This window comes from Cnuella takakiae (assembly GCF_001953305.1).
In the GTDB taxonomy this organism is placed as follows: Bacteria; Bacteroidota; Bacteroidia; order Chitinophagales; family Chitinophagaceae; genus Flavisolibacter; species Flavisolibacter takakiae.
In genome coordinates, this window is sequence record NZ_MTFE01000010.1 from 3,694,531 (window position 1) to 3,699,653 (window position 5,123).

Sequence of the window (5,123 nt, forward strand, 5' to 3'; positions counted from 1 at the left end):
TCAGGAAAGAGATTTTTAAAAGAGCTTAACACTTTATCCACCAACCACTTAAAGAACTGCTCCACTCACATTCGAATGGCCTGCAAAGGTACACATATTCACTCTACCGTTCCAAAGGTTTGTAGAAGTATTTTCTAAAAAGATTTTTGAAGATGAAGAGTGCAACCAGGGTACTGCGTTGCCGTTTTTCGAAGAGCGGGTGCAAAGATAAGGAGCGTACCGTTACCAACAATCAAGCGTTTCTAAATAACTTCTAAATAGTTTGCAAAGGATCCGGAAAGTATTCATTAGGATAAGAAACCTGTTTTAAAAACAAGCCATGCGCAGGTACTGAAAAACCACACTTCTCCGTTCCTGTAAATAAAGCTTTGAACTCCTCTACCCTATACTTTCCCCTGGCCACTTTCAATTGAGTGGCAGTAAGCAGTCTTACCATCCCCCTTAAGAATCGGTTACCTGCTACATTATATATAAGTATACCATTCCGTTCAATCCATTCACTTTTAGATATGGTGCATTGAAAGTTCTTTACCTGTGTGTTGGTTTTACAAAATGCCCAAAAGTTCGTTTGCTCTTTTATAAAGGCAGCTACTTCATCCAGTTGTTCCTTGTTAACCGGGTAAGGGAAGTGATAAGCTATCTCCTTTAGAAAAGGATTCTTTTTTTTGTAAATGTGATATTCGTATTCTCTCCCGGTTGCTTCAAAACGGGAATGAGCCTCCTCCCCCATCAGGTAAATATTCATTACTACCAGGTCGTGTGGCAGTATTGCATTCATCTTATACAATAATTGGGGATGCAAGGGTGTTTCCCAATCGAAATGAAAGAAGTTCTGCAAGGCATGCACACCGGCATCAGTGCGCGACGAACCGGTTAAACTTACCTGCCCCCTTTGCACCAGGGCAAAAGCATGTTCGATTTCCGATTGAACAGTTATGGCATTATCCTGCACTTGGAATCCGCTGAAGCGGGTTCCTTTATATGCAACTTCCAGAAAGTAACGGGGCATCAGATCAATTTGAAGTCAACGCTTTGAAACGTGCAAGATAAGTAGCGTCGAACAGTTCTGATTGAAGCGTGGCAAACTGCTCCCTGTTGGATACATAAGGATAGGAAGCTTCCAGAAATGCATACTTCCCGCTTTGGGTGAGAAATAAGGAGCTAAGGTTTTTGATCTGGTCTACAGAAAAACATCGCTTTCGGAATGCCTCAACAGCGGCTTGTGTCATTCCCGCCTCCGAATCAATAGAAGCAAGGTTGCGGCGCAACTTAAAGAAATCCTTCTCTCCAGCCTGGCCATTACAGGCAACTGCAGGAGCCGCAGGTTTTACCACGGCAGTTGTTTCTTTCTCCTCAGCAGGAGCGGCATCGGCAAAAACCTGCCTGGGGTTTGGAATAACCAGACGAATTGTATCTACAACACCATCTGCATCATCGAGGTACACCAATCCAAAGCCTTCAACGGTGGAACTTTCAGAACGACGGGTTATCTGGGAACGTTTGTAAATGGGTTCAGCCTTCCTGGTATCTGCTGCTACCGGCTTTGGCTCAGGAGCAGTGGCTAAAGCAACAGTATCTGGCTGTTTTGCACTTTCCGCAACAGGCTTTTCTGTAATACTATCAACAGGTGTTGGCTTTGGCGCATCCGTCTTTGCCTCCAAACCAGCCGCAACTGTTTCAGCAGGTTTTACTTCAGCAGGTTCAGGATTTAGGTTTTTTGAAACCGTAGGCTTCTCTTCCTTTTTCTTCTTTACCGAAGATGCAATCGAAACGGCAGGCTGGTATAACAAGCTGGTATCATCTGCTGCCTGCGACAATAAGGTAGTGAAACGATCTTCCCTGACACGAGTGCCATTACCCAAAGATGTAGCACGGCCTGCAGGCTTGATTATAGCAAGTGTTTGCAGGTCATACAAACCCCAGCCATCGGTAAACTTTTTGAGCAGGAAACCCCGGTCTTTTCCACTGAGGGAAATTTCAAAGCGTTGCTCGCCTTCGTTGGCAGCAGGCCCTACTTGAAAGGCGTAGGTACTATCTTTTAGCTTAGATAAAATAAGGTAGCCGGCAGCCGTAGAGCTAAAAACCTTGTCTCCCATTTTGGCATAAAAGGGATTACGGCTTTCTGATTGTATATATACAAAGTACACCTTCTGCGCCAGCATGGGCAAGGCAAAGCAGCTAAGGCAGCACAATAAAAACAACTTCTTCATCACGATCAAAATTACAGAAAAGGCCAATGTTGTATAGGCATCAAAACACAAACACCAGCTATATGGAAACACCTGAAAGTTAGCCGCTTTATTGGAGGCAACCGCTCATCCATTGATAAAAACCTGTTAACCGTTAACTCATTTGCAGCGCAAATGTATAACCCTAGTATTTTTACCCAGAACAAACCTGGAATATGAAACACAATTTGATTGCCTTGCTATTACTGTTGCCAGCAACAGGTGTATGGGCACAAACAGAACATGCAGTGGCTAAAACAAATAGCCAGAAAGAATACCGCGCAACACCTGAGAAGATCAATGACCTGGTACATACAAAGCTGGAGGCAAAACTGGATTACACAAAATCGCAGCTGAACGGCAAGGTATGGCTTACCCTCAAACCCCATTTTTATGCCACCGACTCCCTGCTGCTCGATGCAAAAGGCATGGAGATACGGGAAGTAGCTTTGGTAAAAAATGGCAGAAACACACCGCTGAAGCATACCAACAATGGTTTGCAGGTAAATATTGACCTTGACCGCAGCTACCGCGGCAACGAACAATATACCATCTATATCGACTACACGGCAAAGCCCAACGAGTACAAAGGCCAGGGCAGTGCCGCCATCACCGATGCAAAAGGATTGTACTTTATCAATCCAAAAGGTGAGGAGAAAAACAAGCCAACACAGGTGTGGACACAAGGAGAAACTGAAGGCACTTCGGTGTGGGTACCTACCATTGACCGGCCAAACCAAAAAACCACCCAGGAGTTTTACCTGACTGTCCCGGCTAAATATGTTTCCTTGAGCAATGGTAAGCTGGTTAGCCAGAAGACCAATAGTGACGGCACCCGTACCGATTATTGGAAAATGGACCAGCCCCACGCTCCTTACCTGTTCTTTATTGGTGTAGGCGATTACGCTGTTATCAAGGACAGCTACAAGGGCAAGGAAGTAAGCTATTATGTAGAGAAGGAATACGGCCCGGTGGCCAAGCGCATCTTTGGCAATACGCCGGAAATGATGCAGTATTTTTCAACCATCACCGGTGTTGATTATCCCTGGGTGAAATATGCGCAAATGACCGCCCGGGATTATGTGAGTGGCGCCATGGAAAACACCACGGCTACCCTGCACCAGGAAAGCGCGCAGCAGGACGCCCGCGAACTGGTGGATGAAAACCGTTGGGAAGGTACCATTGCACACGAGCTGTTTCACCAGTGGTTTGGCGATTATGTGACCACGGAAAGCTGGAGCAACCTGACGCTGAATGAATCTTTTGCCAACTACAGCGAATACCTGTGGAGCGAATACAAGTACGGCAAGGATGCAGCCGACGAACACAATTACGAAGACATGCAGGGGTACCTGATGAGCGGCAGTGAAAACAAAGACCTTGTACGATTTGACTACAATGATAAGGAGGACATGTTTGACGCGGTAAGCTACAATAAAGGCGGCCGCATCCTGCATATGCTCCGCAACCACCTTGGTGACAGTGCTTTTTTCAAAGGTTTAAACCTCTATCTCACCACCAACAAATTCAAATCGGCTGAAGCACACCAATTGCGCCTGGCTTTTGAAGAAGTGAGTGGTAAAGACCTGAACTGGTTCTTCAACCAATGGTATTTCAATAATGGTCATCCTAAACTGGAAATCACAAATACTTACGATAACGCAGCAAAAAGGGTGCAGGTGATTGTAAGGCAAACACAAGACAGCAACAATGTTTTTCGCCTTCCGGTAGCCATAGATGTATACCAGGGTAATAACCGCACCCGTCATAATGTGTGGGTGGACAGCCGTACCGACACTTTTTACTTGGCTGCCCCAACAAAGCCATCCTTGGTAAACTTTGATGCGGAGAAAATTTTACTTGCCCAAAAGAAGGAAACCAAAACCATGGATGAATATGGGGTGCAATTCCGCAATGCCCGCAACTTCATGGACCGCTTTGAAGCACTATCAGCAGCATTGAAAAAGCAGGAAGAGCAAAAAGCCGTTGAGATCATCAACCAGGCCATTAGCGATCCTTATCAGGGTATCAGGGAAATGGCCGTTAGCGGACTGGACCTGAAAAAGCAAGCCCTCCGCACCCTGATGGAGGAACCCTTGTACAAACTGGCACAGAATGATAAAAGCAAAAAAGTAAAAGCCGCGGCTATTTCAAAACTGAGTGAATACGGCTTTGCCAAATATGCAACCCTGTACAAAACCGCTGTTAACGACTCATCGTACACCGTTGCAGGTGCCGCACTGAGTGCGCTTTCTGAATTGGACAGCACGGCAGCTTATACCGAAGCCAAGCGACTGATGGGACAGCCTGCCAAAGGTGATCTTGGGTCAGCCATTGCAGCTATCATGATAGGCCGTGGAGATGTTTCGGCGGCGGAAATGATCATTTCCAATTTTGAGCAAATGCCCCTAAGCCAGGAAAAGGTGCAGGGACTTATGCCCCTTGCGCAATACCTGACCATCATTGACAATATGGATCAATTTAAGCGGGGCGTAAACGCTTTGGCTGGTTTTGTTGGCCAGTTGCCTGCACAATACCGCGAACAGTTTAAAGGACCAATTGAAAATATGCTGCGCCAGATTCAAACCCGCAAAACAGCTGCGGGCCAACAAGCACAGGCGGCTTATGTAGGTGAGAAGATTGATGAGAACAAGAAAGCTTTCTAACAGGTTTACAAATGCACATAAATAAGAATGCCGCTCTGTTGAGCGGCATTCTTATTTATGATAGCTACAGTAATTTATTTGACTTTTATTTCAGTTGTACACTCCGAAATCAGTGGAGATTCGAAACAAGTTCGGCATGACAGACCCGGGTAGCAATAGCCTTTCCTCTTTATCTTAGAAAGTTTGTTCCAAACTCCAAACTCCAAACTCCAAACTCCAAACTCCAAAC

3 protein-coding genes are annotated in these 5,123 nt (G+C 45.7%); 1 reads left to right on the plus strand and 2 read right to left on the minus strand.

The annotated features are described in order from the left end of the window. Nucleotides 1-253: 253 nt before the first annotated feature. Together BUE76_RS16005 and BUE76_RS16010 are read right to left on the minus strand one after the other, a co-directional pair. Nucleotides 254-1,009, minus strand: a complete 756-nt coding sequence (locus tag BUE76_RS16005; protein ID WP_073042682.1) for a tRNA pseudouridine synthase A — start codon at nucleotides 1,007-1,009, stop codon at nucleotides 254-256. Nucleotides 1,010-1,013: 4 nt separating this feature from the next. Next, nucleotides 1,014-2,210, minus strand: a complete 1,197-nt coding sequence (locus BUE76_RS16010) for a hypothetical protein (protein ID WP_143157286.1) — start codon at nucleotides 2,208-2,210, stop codon at nucleotides 1,014-1,016. Between the two features lie 194 nt (nucleotides 2,211-2,404). On the opposite strand from BUE76_RS16010, the gene BUE76_RS16015 reads away from it, so the two are divergent. Then, nucleotides 2,405-4,894, plus strand: coding sequence for a M1 family aminopeptidase (locus BUE76_RS16015; protein ID WP_073042686.1), 2,490 nt, complete (start codon nucleotides 2,405-2,407; stop codon nucleotides 4,892-4,894). The last annotated feature ends 229 nt before the right edge of the window (nucleotides 4,895-5,123 follow it).